This is a genomic window from Moraxella equi (genome assembly GCF_002027555.1).
GTDB lineage: Bacteria > Pseudomonadota > Gammaproteobacteria > Pseudomonadales > Moraxellaceae > Moraxella > Moraxella equi.
Window position 1 is genome coordinate 1 of the sequence record NZ_MXAP01000193.1, and the last position, 979, is coordinate 979.

Annotated in this window: 1 protein-coding gene; it reads right to left on the reverse strand. The window is 51.7% G+C overall.

All coding sequences use genetic code 11. The features are described from left to right. Positions 1-979, reverse strand: a 979-nt coding sequence (locus B5J93_RS13165) for a Mu transposase C-terminal domain-containing protein (RefSeq protein WP_143823566.1), incomplete at both ends; no start/stop codon positions are given.

Consider the following 979-nt stretch of genomic DNA (forward strand, 5'->3'; position numbering starts at 1 on the left):
AAGTTCGGTTGGTATAGTAGGTCAAGCGGTATGGCGGGGGTGCTATTGCCCTCCAAGATTGCCGTGCAGATGTACACGCCATCTTTATCACGCACCGCCATCTCTGCCACGCTGTCATCATTGGCATATAGATAGACCTTTTTGCCGTGCCAATCCACGAGTGCCTGCGAAAAATAAAAACGGTTGTCATGACGTACCCACCCACGAGACACCGTCCGCTCCACCACAGCCACCGCCAGCGCTCTTAGGTCTAGCTCAGACAGCCACACACGCTCACTGCCATGTTTTTTGTCAAGCTCGGCACGTTTTTGGGCGGGGGTCATGACGATAGAGCTGTGTTTGCGGACGTTGTTATACTCATCTATCAAAGCCTCTACCACCATTTTTAGCTCACTCATGGTTGGTGTTATCTCCGCCCCTTTGCGTTGCAGTGGGGTCATCTCGCCAGTTACTTTGCCGTCCATGTTCGCCTTGTTATGGGCGATTTTGGCTTGTAGCCTTTTTCTGACAGTATCAGGGTCAGCGTCCGCACCGTGATAGCTCTCAAAAGACTGGGCGACACGCTTTGGTACTTCTCTCATCAAGCGTTCGATGATACCCCGACCTTGTGGATTGCCGGGAATGCCTGTCAAATGGGTTATGCCAAGCCGTGCAAACACGCCCACCACTTTATCACTTAGCATGACGTTTTTCTCACCCCTGCCGTTATCGCTATAATGCACAGCATTCACGCCATGCCTTGCCCACGCATACCGCAAGGCAGACAGTACCGCCATACCGCTTTCGCTATACGACAAGCTATAACCCACGATATATCGGCTAGGAGCGTCAATGATGAGTGTAATCTCAGGCATGACCGCCTGCCCTGATTTGTGGTGCTTGACCGAGCATTTTAGGCTATGACCATCACTTACCCAGATGTGGTTATTGGCATAGCCCTCATCGTTCCAGTCTCGGCGGATATATACCAACCGAACTT